The organism is Mesorhizobium sp. C395A (assembly GCF_030323205.1).
Lineage (GTDB): Bacteria > Pseudomonadota > Alphaproteobacteria > Rhizobiales > Rhizobiaceae > Mesorhizobium.
Genome location: NZ_CP100473.1, coordinates 169,782 through 192,512, shown reverse-complemented (window position 1 = coordinate 192,512; position 22,731 = coordinate 169,782). Strand labels below are relative to the sequence as shown.

Sequence of the window (22,731 nt, the reverse complement as noted above, 5' to 3'; positions counted from 1 at the left end):
GGTCATGAGCGACGTCGCCTATTTCGGCATCCGTCATCACGGGCCGGGCTCCGCCGACAGCCTGGTGCAGGCGCTGCGGGACTTGCAGCCGGTCGCGGTGCTGATCGAAGGGCCGAGCGACGCGTCCGCCCTGCTGCCATTGCTGGCGCGCCCGCAGATGCAGCCGCCGGTGGCGCTGCTCTGCTACCCCGAGGACGACCCGGCCGCGACAAGTTTCTGGCCGTTCGCCGAGTTCTCGCCGGAATACCAGGCGGCGGTGTGGGCGGTGGAGAACAAGGCGGCATTGCGGTTCATCGACCTGCCGTCATCGGCACGGTTCGCGGCACCGGCAACCGACGACACCGACAAAACGGCTGACGCCGACAAGCCCGAACCCAAGGACGAAACCGGTGAGGATGGCGAGCCCGCATCGCATCGCGACCCGATCGGCACGCTGGCTGCGGCCGCCGGCTATGAAGATGGCGAAAGCTGGTGGGCCGACATTATCGAGCAGAATCCGCAGCCGGGTCCAATCTTCGCTGCCATCACCGATGCGATGACGACGCTGCGCGACGGCGAAGGTGCGATCGCGCCGTTCGAGGCCAAGCGTGAAGCGCATATGCGATTGGAAATCGCCGCCGCGCGCAAGGAATTCGCCGGACCGATCGCCGTCGTCTGCGGCGCATGGCATGTGCCGGCCCTGCAGGCCGCGCACACGCAGAAGAACGACCAGGCGCTGATCAAGGGAATTGCCCGGCGCAAAAGCATCATGACATGGGCGCCATGGACCGGGCCGCGTCTTGCGCTGGGCTATGGTTATGGCGCTGGCGTCGTCGCACCCGGCTGGTGCAAACATCTGTGGCTCACACGAGGGCGGCGCGACGCCGCGACGCTGTGGCTGGCGACGATCGCGGCGGTGCTGCGGGCGAAGGGCCATCTGGTGTCGACCGCGTCGCTGATCGAGGCCGAGCGGCTTGCGCGCACACTGGCTGCCATTCGCGAGCGGCCGAAGCCCGGCTTCGAGGAATTGCGCGATGCCGCGATCGCGGCGCTGTTCAACGGCGAAGCGGTGCTGTGGGCGCTGGTCGAGGCCGAGCTGCTTTTGGGCGCGGATGTCGGCGAGATTCCGCCCGACACGCCGCTGGCGCCGCTGATCGAGGACCTGCAGCGCAACCAGAAGGCGGCGCGGCTGAAGCCGGAGGCGCTGGAACGCGAGCTGTCGGTCGATCTGCGCAGCGAAAGCGGACTGTTTCGTTCGACATTGCTGCACCGGCTGAACGTGCTTGGCGTGCAATGGGGCAGGCTGGCCGACGCCGGCCGCAGCCGCGGCACCTTTCGCGAAAAATGGACGCTGGCCTGGGAGCCGGAATATGCCGTGCGCCTGGTCGAGAACCTGATCTACGGCCCGACTATCGAAAAGGCCGCCAATGGCCGCCTGATCCAGATGCTCGGTGCGGCCGCGAGCCTCGACACGCTTGCCGCCCTTGTCCAGAGCGCCATTACCGCGGATCTGTCGGAGGCCGCGAGCGCCGGCCTTGTAGCGTTGGAGGCGCGCGCAGCGCACAGCAGCGAATGCCTGGAGATGCTGGCCTCGGTGCCGCCGCTTGCCGACATCATCCGTTACGGCGAGGCGCGCAAGACCGAAACCAACCGGCTGTCCGGTTTGTTGGAACGGTTGATCGTCGAAGGCGCGATCGCGCTGCCCTATGCGGTGCGCGACCTGGACGAGCAGGCCGCCACCACGCTGGTCGGTGCTGTGCGCAAGGCCGACACGGCGATCCGGCTGGTCGAGCCCGGCGAAGGCGTGCTCGATGCATGGCGCAACGGCCTGACCGGCGTGCTGGAAGGTCCGGGCTCGACGGCGCTGCTCGCCGGCTGCGCCGCGCATCTGCTCTATGAAGCCGGCCAACTGTCGGCAGAGGACGCCGCCGGGCTGCTCGGACGCAGGCTGTCGCCGGGGACGCCGGTCGCCCAGGCAGCGGGGTTCTTCGAAGGTTTCTTCAGCACTGCCGGCCAGCGGCTGATCTACGACGAGGGCCTGCGCGGCGCCGTCGATGGGTGGCTGAAATCGCTCGACGAGGACGCTTTCATCGCGCATCTGCCATTGCTGCGCCGCGTCTTCTCCAATCTGGACTCGATGGAGCGGCGGCGGTTGATCGAGGCCGTGCTCGGCCGCACCGCAAGGTTGCCGGCCGGCCTGACGCCGGCGCCGGATGGCGGCGAGGGCTGGCGCCGTCACCTGGAGCGGCTTGGGCCATTGCTGGCGGGCGGAGTGTGACAATGGATGACGAAGCCGAAGTGCCCGAACCCGGCCCAGCATCCTCCGATAGCGGGCGCGAGCGCCGCTGGCGGCTGGCGATCGGCGCCGATGACGAGGCTTCCTCCGCCCTTTCCAGTGATGACAAAAAACTGTCTTCGGCGCTCGATGCGCTTTACGGCGACGGCGCCAATGCGGATGCCGACCCGCGCAAGCGGCGCGGCGGGCTCGGCCGCTCGGCGCCACGCGTGGCGCAATGGATGGGCGATATCCGCTCCTTCTTTCCCGCCCAGGTGGTCCAGATCGTCCAGAAGGATGCCTTTGAGCGGCTGAACCTGAAGCAGATGCTGATGGAGCCGGAATTCCTCAAGGCGATCGAGGCCGACGTCAACCTCGTCGCCGACCTGATCTCGCTGCGTTCGGTGATGCCGGCCAAGACCAAGGACATCGCCCGCACCATTATCGCCGACATCGTTGCCAAGCTGATGCAGCGGCTGGAGCAGAAGACCGCCGAGGCGATCCGTGGCGCGCTCGACAAGTCGCGACGCACCAACCGGCCGCGCCAACGCGACATCGACTGGCCGCGCACCATCTCGGCCAATCTTCGCCACTACCAGCCTGAGCACAAAACCGTCGTGCCGGAAAAACTGGTCGGCTTCATGCGCAAGCAACGCCGGCTGGTCGATCTCGACGAAGTGGTGCTGTGCGTCGACCAGTCCGGCTCGATGGCGAGCTCGGTGATCTACGCCTCGATTTTCGCCGCGGTGATGGCGTCGCTGCCGGTCGTGCGCACCAAGCTGGTCTGTTTCGACACGGCCATCGTCGACCTGACCGAAGAGCTCAGCGACCCGGTCGAGGTGCTGTTTGGCGTGCAGCTCGGCGGCGGCACCGACATCAACCAGGCGGTCGCCTATTGCGCCGACCGCATCGAGCGGCCGACCAAATCCCACTTCGTGCTGATCACCGACCTCTATGAGGGCGGCAACGGCCAGGACTTGCTGCGGCGGCTTGCGGCGCTGGTCCGGTCCGGCGTCAATGTCATCGTGCTGTTGGCGCTGACCGATCAGGGCCGGCCGGGCTATGATCAGGCGATGTCGGCTTCGGTCGCGGCACTTGGCATACCGGTCTTCGCCTGCACGCCGGACCTGTTTCCCGACATGATGGCGGCGGCGTTGCGGCGCGAGGATATCGGCGCCTGGGCAGCCGGCGCCGACATAAAGCTGATCCGCGCCGAGACGGAGCCGAGCAGTCAGGCCTGACTATTCGAACGAATAGGCAAACCCGTCAGTGGAAGCGCTGACGGTCACCTTGGTCATCTTCTCGCCGTCGAGCGACCGGTTCAGCACGCCGCGGCTGAGTTCCGGCAACAGCGTGTTGGTGAGGATGGCGTCGATCATGCGGCCACCAGACTCGATTTCGGTGCAGCGCGCCTTGACCAGCGCCATGACGCCGTCGCCGATCACCAGTTCGGCGTCGTGGCTGGCGCGCAGCCGCCGCGCGATCTTGCCGAACTGATGGCGGGTGATGGCCTCGATCATCGAATCCGAGAGTTGATAGTAAGGGATGGTCACGACGCGGCCGAGGAAGGCCGCTGGAAACACCTTCAGCAGTGGAGCGCGCAGTGCAGCATCGAGGCCGTCGAGCCCTGCCCTCACCGTGCCGTTGCCGGTCCGCTCCATGATGACTTCGGAGCCGACATTGGACGTCAGCAGGATCAGCGTGTTCTTGAAGTCGATGCGCCTTCCCTCGCTGTCATCCATCATGCCCTTGTCGAAGACCTGGAAAAAGATCTCGTGGACGTCGGGATGGGCCTTCTCGACCTCGTCGAGCAGGATCACCGAATAGGGTTTTCGGCGCACGGCCTCGGTGAGAATGCCGCCTTTGCCGTAGCCGACATAGCCGGGAGGCGCGCCCTTGAGCGTCGAGACGGTGTGGGCTTCCTGGAACTCGGACATGTTGATCGAGATCAGGTTCTGTTCGCCGCCATAGAGCGTCTCGGCCAAGGCCAGGGCCGTCTCGGTCTTGCCGACGCCGGAGGGGCCGCAGAGCAGGAACACGCCGACGGGCTTTTCCGGCGCTCCGAGCCCGGCGCGGCTGGTTTGCACGCGCTTGGCGATCATCTCCATGGCGTGATCCTGGCCGACGACTCGTTCGGACAAAGTGTCGGCGAGCTTGAGCGCCTTTTCGGTCTGGCTGGACAGCATCCGTCCCGTCGGGATGCCGGTCCAGTCCTGGACCACGGCAGCTACCGCATTGCGGTCGACCGACGGCAGGATCAGCGGCGTCTCGCCTTGCGCCGTGGCAAGCTCGGCCATGAGTTCACGCAGCCGCGCCAGATCGGCGACAGGATCTGACGGCGCAGCTTCGGCAGCCGGCGCTTCGGTCTCGGACGCTTTGGCCTTCGGCTTTTCAGGCTCGGACGTTTCGGCCTTGGGCGGTTCAGCCTTGGGGACCTTGGTCTTTTCTTCGTCCGGCGCTGCTGGTTCGGCATCGGCCTCAGCTGCCGCCACCGCATCTAGCGGGACGCCGTCGCCGCGCAGCCGCGCGCGCAGTTCGAGGATCTCGGCAACCAGCGCCTTTTCGCGCTCCCAGCGCTCCTCGGCGGCGGCGAGCATGGTCCCGGTCTCAGTGAGCCCGGCCTCGACCCGCGCCTGCCGGTCAGTTACTTCGATGCCGATCGCTGCCTCGCGGCCGATGATGCCGCTTTCGACCTCGAGCGCCTGGCGGCGCCGCAAAATGTCCTCGACCTCGGCCGGCGTCGCATGCTGCGAGATCGCGACCCTGGCGCAAGCCGTGTCGAGCAGGCTGACCGCCTTGTCGGGCAATTGCCGCGCCGGGATGTAGCGATGCGACAGGCCGACCGCCGCCTCGATCGCCTCGTCCAGGATCTGCACCTCGTGATGCTGTTCGAGCACGCCGGCTACACCGCGCAGCATGAGCACGGCCACCGCTTCCGACGGCTCGTCGATCTTGACCACCTGGAAACGGCGGGTCAGCGCCGGGTCCTTTTCGATGTGCTGCTTGTATTCGGCCCAGGTGGTTGCGGCGATGGTGCGCAGTTCGCCACGTGCCAGCGCCGGCTTCAGCAGATTGGCGGCATCGCCGGTTCCCGCTGCACCGCCGGCGCCGATCAGCGTGTGCGCCTCGTCGATGAACAGGATGACCGGCGTTTCGGATGACTGAACTTCGTCGATCACCGCCTTCAGGCGCTTCTCGAACTCGCCCTTGACGCTGGCGCCGGCCTGCATCAGGCCGACGTCGAGCATGCGCACGCTGATGCCTTGCAGGGGCGGCGGCACGTCGCCCTGGGCGATGCGCAGGGCAAACCCCTCGACCACCGCGGTCTTGCCGACACCGGCCTCGCCGGTCAGGATCGGGTTGTTCTGCCGGCGCCGCATCAGGATATCGATGATCTGCCGGATCTCCGGGTCTCGGCCGACGACCGGGTCGATCTTGCCGTCATGGGCGCGCTGGGTGAGGTCTGTGGCGTATTTGGCCAGCGCGGAATCCCCGCCCGGAGCTCGCCGCGGCGCCTCCGCGGTGGGAGCCACTGCTGCCGTGGCGCGGGCTTCGAGCGAACCGTCCACCACCTCGGCAAAGCGGGCGATGACCCCGTCGGCGTCGATCTTGTCGAATTCGCCGCTGATCTTCGCCACCAGGCCTTCCAGCACCGGCGTCTTCAGGCAGGCGAGCACGATATGGGCGCTGCGGACCTCCTCCATGCCGAATTCCAGCGTCGCCAGATTCCAGGCTTCCTGGATGGCGTGGAAGATGTGGTCGGAAAATTCCTCGATCGAGGTGGCGCCGTAGGGCAGCTTGTCGACGGCGCGGGTCATTTCGGTGGTAAGCCGGCTGGCATCGACGCCGGCATCGGCAATGATCATCTGCACATCCGAACGCTCGGACAGCACCAGTTGTTCTATGAAATGGACGAGTTCGACGTAAGGATTGCCGCGCAGCTTGGCGCTGTCGGCGGCGGCCTTGAAGGCGCGCAGGCAGACCGGATTGAGCTTGCCAACCAGTTCCTTGCGTTTGAACCCCTGCGACGACCGGCGCTGTTCCATCGAACGTGCTCCTGCAATCTGCCCGTCGACAGCCTGCCACATAAGCAGCCGCTTGACAAAGCGCTTGATGCAGCCGGCCTTTCTCTTTGTGGAGAGTCCCGCGCCGCCAAATGCAGACAACCACGATTTTTTATAATCCTATGCGATGCGCTTCACATACGAGGTCGGGCAGGCGCGCCATGAATTGCGCCATCCGAGACGCAGTTGCACCGACATTCATTAGCGCTCGTTAACTTTTGAGCGGATGGCGAATTGTGGGAATATGCAACCGTGTGCTAACGTTGGGTCACGTACGGTTTTAGAGCCGGTCGCCGGGGGTATCTGTGATCGATCTCGCACTCTGGCTTGCTCCGCTGGACGGTGAAAATCCGTCAGGCGAAGACTTGCGCAACGATCCGGCTTTTCATGAGCTGGAGCGGCTCACGGAGCCGCAGGTCAAGGTCGTCCATGACGGGCGCAACAAGCCAGCCGCGCAATCGACCATTCCGGTCGACTGGCCTGCCGTGCTCGGCAAGGCCGAGGAGTTGCGTTCGCATGGCCGCGACCTGCGCTTGCTTGTCATTGTCGCACGGGCGCTGGCCAATGAAGAGGGGCTGGCCGGACTGGCACAGGGCCTGACCCTGATTTCAAGGACCTTCGAGACGCATTGGGAGACGATGCATCCGGCGCTGCGGGCCAGCCCCCAACCACGCGAGGCCGCCTTGCGCCGCCTCAACGCGCTGGCCGACCTGCAGAACGGCCAGGAAGGCCTGCTGGCGAACCTCAGGCAGATGGTCTTCTTCGCTCCTCGTCCCATCGGGCCGATCAGCGGACGCGATCTCGAACAGGGTGCGCTCGACGATCGCGTCATGCTTCAGGAAGCGGCGTCGGGATTGAATGCCACGGAGAAGGCAGCGCTGGTCAGCGCGCACGGACAGCTCCTGAACCGGGTGGGCAGCGGTTGTGCCGCCCATCAGGACCAGGCCGGTGAACAGATGACAGCGCTCATCGCCGGGGCGCACGCAGCGATCGAGGCGCTCGACGCGGTCGATACGGCCCTGAATGCCCGTCTTGACAGCAACGGGGCTGCCGTCCCGGACCTGAAACGATTTTTGCAGCGCGTGCTGACGACGCTGGAACGCAACACGGCGGTCGAGACCACGGAAGAGGCAGCGACGAAGGGAGCCGCCAGCCCGGCTGCTGCCGCGGCAAGCCCGGCCGCGCCGGTCAGAAACGGTCATGGAGCCGAGACGATGGCAAGCTACGCTGAGACCGGTGCGGGGCTCCCGGACAGGATTTCCTCGCGCGACGATGTGGTGAAGTGCCTAGACCTTGTGGTCGCGTTCTACGACCGCACCGAGCCGTCGAGCCCGATCCCGCATCTCGCCCGCCGGGTGCGCAGGATGGTGCACATGGATTTCGTTGAACTGATGGAAGACCTCGCCCCGTCGGGGCTCAAGGAATTCCGGCTGCTCGCCGGCGTTCCCGACGCCAAGAAGACTGCCCAGAAGGATGAAAGGTAGCAACACATGCCAGCCGAAAGCAAAGCGAAGGTCATCGAGCGAAATCGCGCCCCGCGCGTGCAGATCGCCTACGATGTCGAAACCTACGGCAGCCCGACGACGATTGAACTGCCGTTCGTCATGGGCGTGATGGCCGACCTGTCGGGCGCATCGCAGACCAGGGAAGCGTCCAAGACGGTGCTCGACCGTTCCTTTGTCGAGACCGATGCCAACCGCTTCCCCAAATTCATGGAAGCGCTGGGACCCAGGGTCAAGGCGCGGGTGAAGAACACGCTGCCGCAGGCCGAGGGACAGGAGCGCGACGAAGAACTGGCGCTCGACCTGACCTTCACCAAGATGGGCGATTTCGCCCCCGACAAGATCGCCGAACAGGTCCCGCAACTGGCCGAAATCCTCAAGATGCGGCGCCAGCTCGAGGAGCTGCTCGGCTTCATGGACGGCCGCGTCGATGCCGAAAAGCGCATCGCCCAATTGCTGAACAACCAGCCGCTGCTTGGCCAGATCGCCGCCCAGGCGCTGTCCGACGACAAGGGTGAGGAATAGATCATGGCCGAACAGCAAAAGACCGCAGCATCCGTCGCCGAGGCCGAGGCCGTCGATCTCGGTGAATTCAGCCAGCTCTTGGAGAAGGACTTCAAGGTCAAGAAGGACGACAGCGAGAAGCTGCAGCAGCTGGTGCGCAACCTGGCTCTGGCGGCGCAGTCGCGCTCCGAGACGACGACGATCTCGTCCAACTCGATCAAGTCGATCAAGTCGTTGATCGCCGGTATCGACAAGATGCTGACGACCCAGGTCAACGAAATCCTGCACGCGCCGGAAGTGCGGCAGATGGAAGGCACCTGGCGCGGCCTCTGGTACCTCATCAACAACACCGAGACGGATCAGAAGCTGAAGATCCGGGTGATGAACATTTCCAAGGAGCAGCTGGCCGATACGCTCGAAGACTATGAAGGCCAGATGTGGGACCAGAGCCCGATCTTCAAGAAAGTCTACACCGACGAGTATTCGATGCTCGGCGGCGAACCGATCGGCTGCGTCATCGGCGCCTACGAGTTCTCCAACCACCCGCGCGACGTCGGCCTGTTGCGCAACATCTCCGGCATCTGCGCCTCGGCGCACACGCCGTTCATCGCCGCCGCCTCGCCACGGCTGTTCCGCATGGACAGCTGGCAGGAACTGCCCAACCCGCAGGACCTGCAGCAGATCGTCTCCAACCCGGCCTACGCCTCGTGGCAATCGCTGCGCGAGAGCGAGGATGCGCGCTATATCGGGCTGACCATGCCGCGCGTGCTGGCGCGGCTGCCCTACGGCTCCGAGACCGTGCCGGTCAAGGGCTTCTCCTTCGAGGAGGAAGTGCAGGGCGACCACAACAAATATGTCTGGATGAACGCTGCCTTCCCGATGGGCGTCAACATCAACCGCAGCCACAAGCTCTATGGCTGGGGCACCCAGATCCGCGGCGTCGAAAATGGCGGCACGGTGCTTAACCTGCCGGTGCACTCGTTCCCGACCGATGACGGCTCGATCGCGATGAAATGCCCGACGGAAGTCGCCATCGACGACCGGCGCGAGGCGGAACTGGCCAAGCTCGGGCTGATGCCGATCCTGCACCGCAAGAACACCGATCTCGCGGCCTTCATCGGCGCCCACTCGCTGCAGGATGACGAGACGCGGGCGGGCCGCCTGGTCGACCCCGACGCCCAGTCCAACGAGCGGCTCTCTGCCAACCTGCCCTACCTGTTCCCGGTCTCGCGCTTTGCCCACTACCTCAAGGCGATTGCGCGCGACAAGGTCGGCTCGTTCAAGGAACGCACCGACATGCAGATCTGGTTGACCGAGTGGATCAACCGGTACGTGCTGGCCAACCCGGCCTTCGCCGACGACAAGGCACGCGCCAAGCGTCCGCTTGCCGCCGCCGAGGTGCAGGTCGACAGCGTGGAGGGCCGGCCGGGCTACTACAACGCCCGCTTCTATCTGCGCCCGCACTACCAACTGGAGGGCATCAACGCCTCGCTCAGGCTGGTGTCGGAATTGCCGTCCGTGAAGACCTGATTGCAGCAACCAAACCTTTGTTTGAAAGCGGTGGAGAACGAAAATGCCCACAATGAAGATCGATGGTTTTCTGAAAGTTCCGGATATCAAGGGGCCCAGCACGCGCGACGGCCATGACGACGAGATCGAAATCCATGGCGTCGATTACAAGATGGTCGCGCCCTACGACCCCAATTCCCTCTCGCGCCGAGGCCGCGTGTCGATGGGCATGATCAAGTTCACCAAGCACTACGACAAGGCCTCACCCTATCTGGCCAAGGCCCTGTTCGAAAACAAGGCGCTGGACGAGGTCAAATTCTCCGCTCGGCGGACCATCGACGGCGAGAGCAAGGACTATCTGGTCGTTACCCTGACCGACGCCTCGATCATGGAATACGACATGTCGCAGGCCGATGATGAAGCCGACCTGATCCAGGAGGAAGTCTCCTTCGCCTACAAGAAGATCAAGTTCGTCTATGACGACAATGACGAAGCCGAAATGGATGTCTATGTCGGCAAGTGAGGGGCGAGCAAAGCGCCCTGCCGCCGACAAAGTACAGGCGGGCGGTTCACGGGCCAAGCGCGAGGCGGTACAGCCTTCGCTGTGGGACCGCCTCGTCAACGACCTGCCGGGCCTGAGCTCGGAGATAGACGGGCTCAGGCAGGCTCTGCAGGAGGAGCTTGGCGCAGAGCGCCTGGACGAGCTGCTGGCAGACGGACCGAGGCGCATCGACGCCGATGACGCATTGAACCCCGACCAGAAGCGCCGGCTGCACCGGCTGGCGTTTCAGAACCGGCACCGTGGCGAGCTTGAAAGCCGAGGCATCGTGGTGTCGCCCGATGTGCTGCGCGAAGCCGTGCGGCGCGACATCGAGGCGTTGTTCAACACCGAGCGTTACGAGTCCGCGCCGCTGCTTTCCGATCATGAGGCCGAGCAGATGACCGACAGTCCGACATCGCTGGCCGATTTTCCGGAGGTGCGCCGCAGCGTGGTCAATTATGGCGTGCCGTCCTTCTCGGGCCGGTCGTCGCGCGACTTCGACCGCGATGTTCTGGCACGCGAGATCCGCGCCGTGCTTGCCACCTTCGAGCCGCGGCTGAAGGAGAGCGCGACGAAAGTCACGGTCAACCTCGGCGACAAGACCGGCCTGAAGATCGAGATCGACGCCGTGCTGATCATGACGCCGACGCCCGAGCGCATGCGCCTGCGCACGACGATCAATCTCGACAACGGACTGGCGCGCACCGAGTTCAGGGAAGCCTGAGAGATGGACCGGGTCTTCGTAGAATATTACGAGGAGGAACTGTCCCACATACGCGGGCTGGCGGCGGAGTTCGCCGACATGCATCCGGCGGTCGCCCGCAATTTGTCGCTGGATACGGTGCCGTGTCCCGACCCTTATGTCGAGCGGCTGCTCGACGGTGTCGCCTTCCTCGCCGCGCGCACGCGCCTGAAGGTGGATGCCGAGCGCTCGCGGTTTTCGCGCAGCATCCTCGACGTGCTTTACCCCGATCTGGTCACACCGGCGCCGGCAACCGCCATGGTGGTGCTGAAGCCCGGCCAGCAGGTGCAGACGATGCTTGCCGGCCATGTCGTCAAGCGCGGCACGCGGCTGGTCTCCAGCTTGCAGGCCGGCCTGTCGACGCGCTGCACCTTCACCACCGCGCAGGACATGACGCTGTTTCCGATCGCGATCAGTTCGGTCGGCTATTTCCAGGACCGCAGCGCGCTTGCCGCCGCCGGTATTGGCCCGATCAGCGGCAAGGGTGGCGAAGCGGCACTTCGCATCACGCTTGCCCGGACCGGAAAGGGCAAGCTCGACGAACTGGCGCTCGACCGGCTCGACTTCTATTTCGCCAACCGCACCAAGGCGCCGCTGATCTTCGACGCCATCTTCGGCGTCTGCTCCGGTGTCGGCGCACGACCGGAAGGCAAGACCAATCCATTGTCGCCGCTACCGGCGCCGGAGATGGTGGGCATCGCAGATGCCGAAGCGCTGATGCCGCGCACGCGGCCGACCTTCGAAGGCTACCGCCTGCTACGCGAATATTTCATGATGCCCGAGCGCTTCCATTATACGCGCGTCACCGGCTTGCTGCCGGTCGTGCGTAAATGCCAGGCCGGGCTCGAAATCGTCTTTTTGTTCAGGCGTCCCGTGCCCGAGCTCGCCGACCTGACGCCGGCGGATTTTGATCTGTTCGCGACGCCGATCATCAATCTCTTCGAGCGCGAGTGCAACGTCATCGAGCTCGACCAGCGCAAGACGCGGCAGGTGTTGCATGCCGACCGTACGCGGGCGCGCGACTTTGAAATCTACCGGGTCATCCGCGTCGAGGACGCCGATGCCGAGGGGCCCGATGCCGAGATACCGGAGCTGTTCAGCCTCGGGCAAAACCGCGGCAGCGGCTGGGTCTATTCGACCGAGCGGCGGCCGCGCCGGCCAACCGAGGACGAGCGGCGCCAGGGGGTGACCCGCACCTCCTATGCCGGCGACGACGTCTTCCTGGCGATCTCGCGCCCGGTCCACAGCCAGGCCAACAGGCCGCTCAAGCGCGTCGATATCATGGCGCTTTGCACTAATCGCGACCTGGCCATCCTCGACGACACGCCGACCCTGACGCTGGAAGCCGGCGACCCTGTGGAGACGGTCCGGCTGCTCGGCGCATTGCGTTCGCCGCAGCCGGCGATCCCGGCAGCGCTGCCGACCGGCGCCGACGGCGAGTCGCGCGCCGACGACCTGGCCTGGCGGCTGGTGTCACAGCTGGCGCTCAACTTCCTCAGTCTGGCCAAGGAAGGCCGCGGCGTCGATCCGCTGCACGCGCTGCTCGATCTCTATGCCGAGCGCGGCGACCCCGGGCTCGCCCGCAATGTGCGCTCGATCGTGCGCATCGACTCGCGCGCGGTGATCGAAAGGCTGGCGATCGAAGGGCCGATGTGCTTCGGCCGCGGCACGGAAGTGACGCTGCATGTCGACCAGTCGGTGCTGGCGGGACAGAGCACTCTGCTGCTGTCGGGCCTGCTGTCGCGGCTGTTTGCCCGCCATGCCGGCATTAACGGGTTCGTGCGCACGCGCACGCGGTTGCTCCAGAAACAGGAGGATGTGCCATGGCCGATGACGCCCGGCAATCGCTACCTGATCTAGAGCGAGCCGCAACCCTGTCCGAGAGTTTCGACTTTTTCGAACTGCTGCGCCGGCTCGAACGGCAAGGCGGCCTGTTCGGCCATTCCGGCCGGCCGGACCGCGAGCCGGCAAGGCTCGGCCAGAATGTGCGGCTGTCCTTCGCAGTGCAGGACGTGGTGGATTTCCGCGAGCCGACGGACAAGTCGCCGGCACGCGTCACGGTCAACAATCTCGGCCTGCTCGGACCCGAAGGGCCGATGCCACTGCATCTGACGCGCTGGGTGCTCGATCGCCTGTCGCAACGCTGGTATGCCGGCGCCGAGGCGCGGCAGACGAGCGACACGACCTTCGTCGATTTTGTCAATATCCTGCAGCACAGGATGATCGCACTCTACTATCGGGCCTGGGCGGATGCGCATCCGGCTGTGCAGGTCGAACGCGGTGTCGGCGGCCGCGTCCGTTCCATGCTGGAAGCGATGGCCGGCATCGGGCTGCCGGGCACGCAGGATGCCGAACTCGATACAGTAAAACTTCGCCAGGCCGCCTCGCTCGCTGCCCAAGTCGACGGCCCCGAGCGACTGACGCTGTTCCTGGCCGAAGCCTTCAAAGTGCCGGTGGTGCTGAAGGAGTTCGTCGCGGCCTGGATGACCATCCCCAAGGCGCTGCAGACGCGGCTTGCCGGCAGCTATGCCACACTCGGCCGCAGCGCCACCATCGGCCCGCGCAGCTTCAGCCGGCAAAGCCGGATCGAACTGCGCATCGGTGCGCTCAGCTATGTCGATTACAAGGCCTTCCTGCCCGGCGGCGAGCGGCTGAAGCTGTTGAAGCAGGCGGTGCGCGACCTGATCGGCGAGACCATCGATGTCGATCTCAGGATCGTGCTTGCGGCAAAGGCAGTGCCGCCGGCGAAGCTCGGCACCGTCCAGCTTGCCCGCACCACCTGGCTGGCGCGACCGGTCGAAAAGGGGGACGCCGACGACATGCGGTTGCGGACCATCGTCGGCTGGCGGGAAGAGGTGGCGGCATGAGCCTGCTTCTGACTCTCGAACAGGGACCACGCGCGCAAGTCACGCGGCAGGCGCGGCTGGACGAGGGCGAGCTGGTAATCGGCCGCAGCGCCGACGCCGACTGGCAGATCAACGATCCCGACATGTTCGTCTCGCGCGCCCACTGCAAGATCACCAGCAAGCAGGGCGGCTATTTCGTCACCGATACCTCCAGCAGCGGGTTGTTCATCGACGATGCCGCCAGCCCGCTCGGCGCGGGAAATACCGCGCGCCTGCAAAGCGGCATGCGACTGCGACTGGGCGACTATGTGGTGTGGGTCGATTTGCAGACGGCGAAGACCGAGGCGCCGGCCTCCAGGCCTTCAGCGCCTGCCAGTAAGCCGGCGGCGTCGCGGGCGCCGGTCAGCCTCGGCGGCGACGATTTCTTTTCGTCCACCACGGAAGAAGAGCCGGGACGGCCACGCCCTGCCAACCTGCCCGATCCATTCGAAAAGCCGGTGCCCGGCGCATTCGCGCGTGCGCGGTCCGATGAACGCAGCTCGCAGGCGTTCGACGATCCGTTCAGCCTCGACCCTGTGGCAACGCCGGTGGCCGAGCCCACTGACAGAAACGGCGCCAAGCCATCGTTCGACGATCCCTTCGGCCTCGACTCCGCGCCGCTGTCGAGAGAGCCGAGCAGATCCAATCCTGAGAAGCCGCCGGCCTACGATGACGGGTTTGGTTTCGGCCCTGCCGGGTCCACCAGCCTCGACGCCGGCGCGACGGATGGCGGTGCAACCGATGCGCCCTCGCCTGCCCTCTCTGCAGCGCCCTGGGATCTGCCAGTCCGCGCGGTCGAGCCATCGCCACCGCAGCCACCGCCTCCCCCGTCTCCACCGCCACCACGCGCTCCTGTCCGCCAATCCGCGGCGCGGCCGTCAGCCGGACCGTCGGACGCGGAATTGCGCGCCGCTTTCCTGCGCGGCATGGGCATGGACGAGGCCGATTTTCCCGGCGGCGATCCGGTGGCCGACATGGAAAAATTCGGCCGCGAGTACCGGCTGATGATGGATGGGCTGATGCAGCTTTTGCGCAAGCGCGCCGAAGAGAAGGGCAACGCTCGCGTCGCGCAGACCGTGGTTGGCGCGTCCGAGGTCAACCCGCTCAAATTCCTGCCCTCGGTCGACGATGCGCTGGTAACCATTCTGGCCGAGCGCAGCCCCGGTTTCCTCGGCGCCGAAGCGGCGATCCAGGACGCGGTGCGCGATCTGGCGCAGCATCACGTTCGCGCCTGGCGCGGCGTGCAGGGCGCGCTCAAGCGCATGATCGACCGCTTCGATCCGGCGGCGATCGAGCAGGAACTGAAGTCGAGCTCGGCGATCGGCAATCTGCTGACCGGCGGGCGCGGCGCCAAGCTCTGGGAATTGTACCAGAAACGCCACCGTGAAATCGCTCACAGCGCCGAGACGCGTTTTCTGGGCGAGATCGGCGCTGATTTTCGTGATGCATATGAGGAGGACTGAGACATGATCGACAGACGCGAATTTATTTTTGCCATCGGAGCGACGGGACTGCTGACGGCTTGCCAGAGCGGCCCGCCGAAACCATCCGTCATCACCGTAAACCTCGCCGGCGGCGCCGGCATGAACCCGGGACCGGGCGGCGGCGACAGGCCGGTGACTGTAATGATCCTACGCCTGAAGAGCACCGGCGCTTTCAATTCGGCCGACTACTTCGCCCTGCAGGGCGGCGCCGGCGCGGCACTTGGCGGCGATCTCATCGGCTCCGATACGATTTCGGTCGGACCCGGCAAGACCGCATCGAAGACCATCACGGTCGAACCGGAAGTGGCCGCACTCGGCTTCGTCGCGCTGATCAGGGAACCCACCGGACGCAACTGGCGCACGACCAAGTCGGTGTCGCCGGGATCGAAGTTCACCGTCAATGTGAAGCTCGGCAGCGGCGGCATTTCCGCCTAGCGGCGGCGGGTCCGCAAAGCCGCGCAACATGATGAGCAGGAAGCAGAGAGTGCCGGCATGAGCGATGCAAACAGGGTGCTGTGGTCGGAGGGACTGTTCCTCCGCACCCAGCATTTCCAGCAACAGGACCGCTTCTTCGAAGCGACGGTGCGCGGCGCCTTGCAGGCCGGGCATCTGCATACGTTCGGCTTTCGAACGCTGACGCTCGATCAGGCACAGCTCGATGCCGGCCAGATCTCGGTGCTCTCGGCACGCGGCATCTTTCCAGACGGGACGCCGTTCGCGATCCCCGAGACGATGGATGCGCCGCGGCCGCTGGCGGTGACGCCGGAGATGGGCGCTGGACCGGTGCTGATAGCGCTGCCGCTCGAACCGCCAGGCGGCGTCGGCTTCGACCCCGCTCACGCCGAGCCGTCCGGCGCGCGCTATCGCGGCCGGATCGTCTCGGTGCGCGACGCCGTGCATGGCGGCTCCGACCCCGAGGAAATCGAGATTGCGCGGCCGCAGGCGCTGTTGCTGACGCCGGGCACGGCCGTCGGCGGTTACACCGCGCTGCCGGTGGCCGAACTCAAGGGCGTGCGCGCCGATGGCGGCGTGGCCTTGGACGACACCTTCCTGCCGCCGACCTTGGTCATCGGCGCGGCGTCCTGGTACAGCCGCCTGCTGCAGGAAGTGGTCACCGGCCTCGACCAGATCGCCGAGGCGCATGGCAAGATGGTGCTGGGCGGCCCCGGCCGCAGCGTCGAGGATCTTCTGATCCTCAATTTGGTCAACGCCGCGCGGCCGCGGCTGGCGCACATGCTGGCGCAGGACGTTTTCCATCCGGCTGAGGTCTACATGGAACTTGCCGGCCTTGCCGGCTCGATGGCGACCTACGGTTCGAGCGCAAGGCGGCTCGGCGAACTGCCTGTCTACGACCACATGGCGCCCGGACCCGCCTATTCGGCGCTGGCCGATGCGCTGCGTTCGCTGATCCTCAGCCTGCGCTACATCGAGCCGAAATCGCGCGCCCTGCCGGTCATGCGCCATGCCACCAATGTGTGGAAGATCCGCATCGACAACCCGAAACTTCTGGTGGCGAGCCGCATCGTGGTGCGGATCGGCTCCGAACTGTCGGAGGATGCCTTGCGCAAGATTTTCGTCAACCAGGCGACGGTCGGCTCGGCCAGCGAATTCGAAGGGCTGTGGAAATCACGCCTGCCCGGCATTCCGCTGAAGCCCCTTCATTCGCAGCCGCGCGAAATTCCCTATGACGGCGACCGGCTGTGTCTCGAACTGGACCAGAAAAGCGAGCACTGGGCCTCGCTGCTCGAAGCGCCGGGTTTTGTGATCGGCGTTTCGGGCGTGCTGCCCAGCGAACCGCAGGTCGACTGCTACTCGGTCAACAGGTGAGATGATGAGCAGGGACGATCCGTTCGGACTGTCCGAGGATCGGGAGCGGACGCGCATCCGCCTGAGCGGAGCGCCGACGCCGCGCGCCATGCCGCTGCCGGCGTCGGGCGTCACCGCGAAGCGCTCCGCGCGCGCGCATCCGAACGTGCTCGTCAACGCGTTCTCGCCGCTGCTGGAATTTGCACCCGAACTCGAAAACGCGCAGCCGCCGGAGAACCCGGAAGCCCTGCGCACCAGGCTGCTCGACGAACTTGTGCGCTGCCGCGACACCACCATGGCGCAGGGCTCCTCGCTCGAGCGCGCCGACCAGGCCGCGTGGCTGGTGGCTGCGTTGCTCGATGATCTGGCGCTGAATACGCCGTGGGGCGGGGCCAGCGCCTGGCCGCGCCAGCCGCTGGTGGTGATGCTGCGCGGCGACGTCGACGCCGGCGCGCAATTCTTCGCCCGTCTTGAAGAGCTGGAGCGCCACCCCAACCGCGACCGCGAAATGCTGGAGCTGCAATATCACTGCATGGCGCTCGGCTTCCGCGGCAAATATCGCGTGCCGGGCCGCTCGGGCGACCGTTCGCTCAATGCCGTGCGTGTGGCGGCCGCGCGTTTCCTGCGCGACAGCGACGGCGAAGGCGCACCGCTGTCGCCCAACTGGAAAGGCGTGATCGCCTCCGACGAACCGCAGCGCTTCATCGTGCCGATCTGGGTGATGGTTGCGGCAGCGGCGGTGATCGCGACAGCCATCCATATCGGCCTGTCGATGAGCCTGAGCAGCCAGGCGGTCGAGCTTTCGGCGCTGGTGCGCGCACTGCCGCCGCCGACGCGTACGGATGTCACCCGCGCTTCGCCGAAGGTCGACGCGCCGCCGCCGGTGGCCGTGGATTTCGCGCTGCTGCCGGAATTCCAGGCGGCGGCGCCGGACGAGCTCAAGAGAGCGCTGAGCGGCACGGAGAGCGTGTCGCTGGCGCGGCTGGTCATCCAGGCCTCCAATCCCGAACTCTTCCAGTCGTCGCGCGCGCAGCTGACAGACGGCTTCGATCCGCTCATCGCCTCGGTCGCCAGGGTGATCCTCGAGAACCAGGAGCTGATCGGCGATATCACCGTGGTCGGCCACACCGACGGCGTTCCCTTGCAAAAGACCAACCCACTGTCCACCAACCAGCGGCTGTCGGAAGCCCGCGCCGCGGAAATTGCCGATATCCTGATTCAGAACGGCGTGCCGAAGGAGCGCGTGCGCTCCGAAGGCCGGGCCGCCACCGATCCGGTGGCCGACGACGGCACACGCGAAGGGCGGGCCTTGAACCGCCGCGTCGAAGTGCTGGTCGAAAAGAGGCTGTGACATGTTCATCCTGCGCTTCCTCTGGGCGGTCCTGACTTCGCGTTTCCTGTGGACGCTGATCGGCCTGGCGCTGCTGTCGCTGATCATCTGGGTATTCGGCCCGATCGTACGGGTCGGCGACTATGTGCCGATGGCGTCGGAGACGGTGCGCATCGTCATCATCGCTCTTCTGGTGATCTTCTGGCTGATCTGGCTGATTGTCGCGCAGCGCCGCGCGATCCGCGCCAATCGCATGTTCGTCGCCGAGATTTCCGCCCCGGTCGAGGAAAAGCGGCTCAGCCCGGGCGAGGAAAACGTCGCCGCGGTCGGCGCCAAGTTCCAGGACGTCATGGTCGAGTTGAAGCGCCGCAAGCTCGGCGGCCGCAAGTTCCTGCGCGAGATGCCGTGGTATGTGATCGTCGGCCCCCCGGCGACCGGCAAGACGACGGCCTTGCGCCAATCCGGCCTCAACTTTCCGATCGACCTGACCGACGATCTGCAGGGCATCGGCGGTACCCGTAACTGCGACTGGTTCTTCTCCGAAAACGCAGTGATGATCGACACCGCTGGCCGCTATGTCCAGCAGGAAAGCCAGCCCGATGTCGACGCCGTGGAATGGCTGGGCTTCCTCGATCTGTTGAAGAAGCATCGTGGCCGTCGTGCGCTCAACGGCGTCATCGTTGCGCTTGGGATCGACGCGCTGTCCGAGGGCGACGAAGCCGTCAAGGCGCATGGCCGCAAGATCCGCAGGCGCCTGGCCGAGCTCGAGGAGCGGCTGGAAATCCGCTTGCCGGTCTATCTCATGCTGACCAAGGCCGACCTGATCAGAGGCTTCGAGGCCTTCTTCAGCGGCCTGTCGACGGCGGCGCGCGAACAGGTATGGGGGACGACCTTCCCGCTCGATGCACGCGTCGACGCCAAGACGATCGCGGGCGAAATCACGACGCTGTCGAGGGGGCTGGAAAAGCGGTTGGTGCCGCGGCTGGAAGACGAGGACAAGCTGGCCGAACGGGCCGAGATCTTCCGCTTTCCCGCACAGCTGCAAAGCCTGTCCGAGCCGATCCAGGTGCTGGTCGAGGCGATGTTCGGCGAGAGCCGCTACGAGGAGGCGGCCTGGCTGCGCGGCCTCTATCTGACCTCGGCGACCCAGGAAGGCGCGCCGACCGACCGGCTGACCGCGGCGCTCGCCTCCTCCTTCGGCCTGCCGGCACGACGCACGATGCCGGCGCAGCGCTTCGAGAAGCGCAGCTTCTTCCTCAAGAACCTTTTGACCGAGGTGATCTTCAAGGAGGCCGGGCTCGGCACCTTCGATCCGCCGGCGCAGCGCCGCCGCAGCTGGATCTGGCGCGGTGCCGCCGCTGCCTGCGCGGCTGCGGCCATACTCGCCGGCGGCCTGTTCACCTGGTCCTACTACGACAACCGCAACGCCATCGCCGCGCAAGCCGGCCAGTTCGAAGCACTGCAGGCGCCGCTGACGTCGACCGCCGCGACGCCCGCCTCGGTGCTGCAGCCGGCTATGGACGTTGCCCTGACCGCCATGGACGAAGTCGTCAATGCCAGGACTGCGCCTCCGAACAAGGCACAGGACCTGCTCGGACCATCGGCTTCGGCCGAGATGATGCGGGCGCAGACCGACACCTATGACCACGCTCTGCGCAACGTGCTGGAGCCGCGGATGGTGGCGCTGCTCGAAGCGACCATGTGGCGGCAGATCCGCGATCCGGACTTCATGCTGGGGGCGCTCAAGACCTACCGCATGATGACCGGCCTGTCTCAGATGGACTCCGACTTCGTCGAGAATTGGTGGGTGAACGACCTGCCCGAATTCGCGCCGGCCGCGCCCTTCCCGACAGCCGATGCGGAAGAACACCAGCTGGCAGCGATCCGCCGCATGGCGGTCGACGACAGCTACATCGCGCCCGACCAGGCGCTGGTCGCCGAAGCGCTGAAAACGGTCTGCACGATCTCGCTGCCGGCGCGGGCCTACAAGCAATTGCTGGCCGATCCGGCGGTGGCCGGATTGAAGGAATGGATCCCCGCCAATTTCGCCGGGCCGAACGGCGCCAAGGTGTTTTCGCGACGCTCCGACAAGACGCTGCGCGTCGGCATATCAGGCGCCTTCACCTATGACGGCTTCCACGATGCGATCCTCGACCGGGTCGAGGATGTCGCCGCCCAGGCGGCACTCGACCGCGCGGTGTTTGCCGGCGGCTGCTCGGAAAATTCCGAGACGTCGGTGTCGGCGCTGTCGGAAGATATCCTGAAGCTCTACTATGACGACTATATCGCGCAGTGGGACAGTTTTTTGCGCGACATGCGGCTGGCGCCGCTCAGCGACCTCAACATTGCCAGCGAGAATCTGAAAGACCTTTCCAGTGCCGATTCCGCGTTGAAGCGGCTGTTGACGGCGGTGGTCCAGGAGGTCGACCTCACCCGCTCGGACGACGCGCCGGCCGGTGACGACAAGGCGGCGGCGAAGGGCGGCTCGAAACTGCTGGGCAAGCTCGGCAAACTGGGCAAGATCGTCAAGACCGGCGCCAAGCTATTGCCGCGCGCAGGATCGGCCAGCGAAGTCGACCTGACCGGCACGTTGGTGGCCGAACACTTCAAGCCGCTCAAGAGCACGATTGCCGAGGTCGACGGCCAGCCGCCGGCGCTCGATGCCGCGGTCGTCGCGCTGACGGCGCTGTCCAACGTGCTGCAGACGGTGACCGCCAATCCCGACCCGCAGGACGCGATCAAGAAACAGGGCGGGCTTGCCGAACTGACCGGCGCCGTCGCCCGCCAGGCGCAAATCCTGCCCGACCCGGTCAACACCTGGCTGAGCGGCATTGCCGGCGACACCAGCGGGTTGACGCAGAAGGCCGTGGCCTCCGAGCTCAACGCCATCTGGCGCGCCGACATCCTGCCCTTCTGCCAGGCCGCGCTCAACGACCGCTATCCGTTCAGCCCCGACAGTGCCGTCGACGTCAACGTGCGCGACTTCGCCCGCCTGTTCGGACCGGCAGGGATGATCGACGGCTTCATCAACGACCATCTCATCGGCTATGTCGACACCTCGGCGCAGCCTTGGAAATGGCGTGCCGATTTCGGCCTCGACCCATCGGCGCTCGCCGCCTTCGAGCAGGCGCGGCGCATCCGCGACGATCTCTTTCCCGGCGGCCAGGGCCCGGTGATGGCCTTCACGCTCGAGCCGACCGACCTGTCGCCCAACGTGACCCGCGTCACGCTCAACCTCGATGGCCAGAACCTGGTCTATTTCAACAATGCGACGCGACCGCAACCGATGACCTGGCCCGGCAAGGACGGCACCGGCGTCATCTCGCTCGCCTTCCAGCCGATCGACGGCTCGCCCGAAATCATGCTCAACGAGACGGGAAGCTGGGCGTGGCTGAGGATGCTGCGCGCAGGCCGCTTCACCGGCACGTCGCTGTCCGACGTCTACAGCCTGCGGCTCGGAACGAAAGGCATGTACGCCGACTTCAAGCTCAAGGCGGCGAGCGTGGAAAATCCCTACAACCTCCAGATGTTCAAGAAATTCTCATGTCCGCCGCAGATCTGAACACCGGCTTCTTCGGCAAGATTCCAGCGACCGGGGACTTCGTCGCCGTAAACCTGCCGCGGACTTTCATCGACCGCTGGGACCGCTGGATGTCGATGGAGTTGCGCGACCGGCCCGATGAGCACGAGGATATCGACGACCGAGTCTGGCGTTTCATCGTTCAGGACGCGATTTTCGGCGAACAACCCTGCGCCGGCGCCTGGCGTATGAGTCAGGACCGTGTCGGCCGCCGCTATCCGTTCGCTGTCGTAGGCGTTGGCGCGATGCCAGAGGCTACGGATCCATGGTTCGAGGGCATGGCCAACATCGCCAAACTGACTGTGAACGAACGTTGGGATCAGGAGTATATCGCGGCGCACCTGCGGGCATTGGAACCGCCAAGGGAATTCTCCACTGTGAAGCGCATAGTCTTCTGGACGGATGACTGGGAGGTGCGTGAACTCGCCTTTGCTGACATTCATGACCTCGCGGACAACGCGCTGCCGGCGATGCGCGCGGCGCGCGCCGTGCCGCAGGAGTTCTGACCATGGGGCTCACTGTCTATGCCG

Annotated in this window: 16 protein-coding genes; 15 read left to right on the top strand and 1 reads right to left on the bottom strand. The window is 65.8% G+C overall.

Annotated elements, in window-relative coordinates; genetic code table 11:
* Positions 1–4: 4 nt before the first annotated feature.
* Both NLY37_RS00845 and NLY37_RS00840 read left to right on the top strand, forming a co-directional pair.
* Complete coding sequence (locus NLY37_RS00845) at positions 5–2,257, top strand: DUF5682 family protein (protein ID WP_023708142.1); 2,253 nt, start codon at positions 5–7, stop codon at positions 2,255–2,257.
* 2 nt (positions 2,258–2,259) lie between these two features.
* Positions 2,260–3,495 (top strand): VWA domain-containing protein, encoded by a 1,236-nt coding sequence (locus tag NLY37_RS00840; RefSeq protein WP_023704819.1) that lies wholly within the window; start codon positions 2,260–2,262, stop codon positions 3,493–3,495.
* On the opposite strand, the gene tssH is transcribed toward NLY37_RS00840, so the two are convergent.
* Positions 3,496–6,300, bottom strand: a complete 2,805-nt coding sequence (gene tssH / locus NLY37_RS00835) for a type VI secretion system ATPase TssH (RefSeq protein ID WP_023740626.1) — start codon at positions 6,298–6,300, stop codon at positions 3,496–3,498.
* A gap of 323 nt (positions 6,301–6,623) precedes the next feature.
* Between tssH and tssA the strand changes: the two genes are divergently transcribed.
* The 13 genes from tssA to tagF are packed head-to-tail and all read left to right on the top strand — an operon-like array spanning position 6,624 to position 22,707.
* Complete coding sequence (gene tssA / locus NLY37_RS00830) at positions 6,624–7,802, top strand: type VI secretion system protein TssA (protein ID WP_023708140.1); 1,179 nt, start codon at positions 6,624–6,626, stop codon at positions 7,800–7,802.
* 6 nt (positions 7,803–7,808) lie between these two features.
* Positions 7,809–8,345: a type VI secretion system contractile sheath small subunit gene (tssB, locus tag NLY37_RS00825; protein WP_023673718.1), complete on the top strand. Its 537-nt coding sequence runs from the start codon at positions 7,809–7,811 to the stop codon at positions 8,343–8,345.
* Positions 8,346–8,348: 3 nt separating this feature from the next.
* Positions 8,349–9,854, top strand: a complete 1,506-nt coding sequence (gene tssC / locus NLY37_RS00820; RefSeq protein ID WP_023682611.1) for a type VI secretion system contractile sheath large subunit — start codon at positions 8,349–8,351, stop codon at positions 9,852–9,854.
* 52 nt (positions 9,855–9,906) lie between these two features.
* A complete protein-coding gene (locus tag NLY37_RS00815; protein ID WP_023673716.1) occupies positions 9,907–10,356 on the top strand; it encodes an Hcp family type VI secretion system effector in 450 nt (149 codons plus the stop codon).
* Entirely contained in the window at positions 10,343–11,098 is a 756-nt protein-coding gene (gene tssE, locus NLY37_RS00810) for a type VI secretion system baseplate subunit TssE (RefSeq protein ID WP_023740625.1), read from the top strand. Before NLY37_RS00815 ends, tssE begins: the two co-directional genes overlap by 14 nt.
* Before the next feature lie 3 nt (positions 11,099–11,101).
* Complete coding sequence (gene tssF / locus NLY37_RS00805; RefSeq protein ID WP_023740624.1) at positions 11,102–12,976, top strand: type VI secretion system baseplate subunit TssF; 1,875 nt, start codon at positions 11,102–11,104, stop codon at positions 12,974–12,976.
* Positions 12,940–13,983, top strand: coding sequence for a type VI secretion system baseplate subunit TssG (tssG, locus tag NLY37_RS00800; RefSeq protein ID WP_023740623.1), 1,044 nt, complete (start codon positions 12,940–12,942; stop codon positions 13,981–13,983). The genes tssF and tssG overlap by 37 nt, the downstream gene beginning before the upstream one ends.
* Positions 13,980–15,464 carry a type VI secretion system-associated FHA domain protein TagH gene (tagH, locus tag NLY37_RS00795; RefSeq protein WP_023740622.1) on the top strand — a complete coding sequence of 495 codons (1,485 nt, stop codon included), beginning with the start codon at positions 13,980–13,982 and terminating at the stop codon, positions 15,462–15,464. Before tssG ends, tagH begins: the two co-directional genes overlap by 4 nt.
* Before the next feature lie 3 nt (positions 15,465–15,467).
* On the top strand, positions 15,468–15,920 hold the full coding sequence (gene tssJ, locus NLY37_RS00790; RefSeq protein WP_023740621.1) for a type VI secretion system lipoprotein TssJ: 453 nt from the start codon (positions 15,468–15,470) through the stop codon (positions 15,918–15,920).
* 57 nt (positions 15,921–15,977) lie between these two features.
* Positions 15,978–17,312: a type VI secretion system baseplate subunit TssK gene (tssK, locus tag NLY37_RS00785; protein WP_023692181.1), complete on the top strand. Its 1,335-nt coding sequence runs from the start codon at positions 15,978–15,980 to the stop codon at positions 17,310–17,312.
* Between the two features lie 4 nt (positions 17,313–17,316).
* A complete protein-coding gene (gene icmH, locus NLY37_RS00780; RefSeq protein WP_023709960.1) occupies positions 17,317–18,642 on the top strand; it encodes a type IVB secretion system protein IcmH/DotU in 1,326 nt (441 codons plus the stop codon).
* Between the two features lies 1 nt (position 18,643).
* Complete coding sequence (tssM, locus tag NLY37_RS00775; protein WP_286441293.1) at positions 18,644–22,183, top strand: type VI secretion system membrane subunit TssM; 3,540 nt, start codon at positions 18,644–18,646, stop codon at positions 22,181–22,183.
* Positions 22,165–22,707 carry a type VI secretion system-associated protein TagF gene (gene tagF / locus NLY37_RS00770; RefSeq protein ID WP_023692184.1) on the top strand — a complete coding sequence of 181 codons (543 nt, stop codon included), beginning with the start codon at positions 22,165–22,167 and terminating at the stop codon, positions 22,705–22,707. Before tssM ends, tagF begins: the two co-directional genes overlap by 19 nt.
* Positions 22,708–22,731 lie beyond the last annotated feature (24 nt).